General features: G+C 60.5%; 1 protein-coding gene. It reads left to right on the plus strand.

Translation table 11 applies throughout. From position 1 onward, the window contains the following. Positions 1 to 859: YDG domain-containing protein (locus H663_RS41915; RefSeq protein WP_240620611.1), on the plus strand; the 859-nt coding region annotated here is incomplete at both ends.

An 859-nucleotide genomic window follows, 5' to 3' on the forward strand; every position in this document is an offset into this window, starting at 1 on the left:
TATAGGAGCGATCACGGCCACGGGCGTGACAGTGGGCGGCGTGGCAGAAACTGCAACGGTGAGCAAAGCCAGCGGCACCTACAACAGCAAGAACGTGGCCACGGCAACAACAGTCACCGCGAGCTTGGCGACAGGCGACTTCACGGCAGCGACTGGTACTGATCTGAGCAACTACAACTTGCCCACCACGGTGAGCAACACCACCAGCACGATCGGCAAAGCCAACTTGGCTGTGGCCATGAGCAGCCAGAACAAGACCTATGACGGCACGACAGCGGCTGCATTGGCAACGGGTGCGATCACGGCCACGGGCGTGACAGTGGGCGGCGTGGCAGAAACTGCAACGGTGAGCAAAGCCAGCGGCACCTACAACAGCAAGAACGTGGCCACGGCAACAACAGTCACCGCGAGCTTGGCGACAGGCGACTTCACGGCAGCGACTGGTACTGATCTGAGCAACTACAACTTGCCCACCACGGTGAGCAACACCACCAGCACGATCGGCAAAGCCAACTTGGCTGTGGCCATGAGCAGCCAGAACAAGACCTATGACGGCACGACAGCGGCTGCATTGGCAACGGGTGCGATCACGGCCACGGGCGTGACAGTGGGCGGCGTGGCAGAAACTGCAACGGTGAGCAAAGCCAGCGGCACCTACAACAGCAAGAACGTGGCCACGGCAACAACAGTCACCGCGAGCTTGGCGACAGGCGACTTCACGGCAGCGACTGGTACTGATCTGAGCAACTACAACTTGCCCACCACGGTGAGCAACACCACCAGCACGATCGGCAAAGCCAACTTGGCTGTGGCCATGAGCAGCCAGAACAAGACCTATGACGGCACGACAGCGGCTGCA

The sequence above is a fragment of the Limnohabitans planktonicus II-D5 genome (genome assembly GCF_001270065.2).
Classification (GTDB): Bacteria; Pseudomonadota; Gammaproteobacteria; order Burkholderiales; family Burkholderiaceae_C; genus Limnohabitans_A; species Limnohabitans_A planktonicus.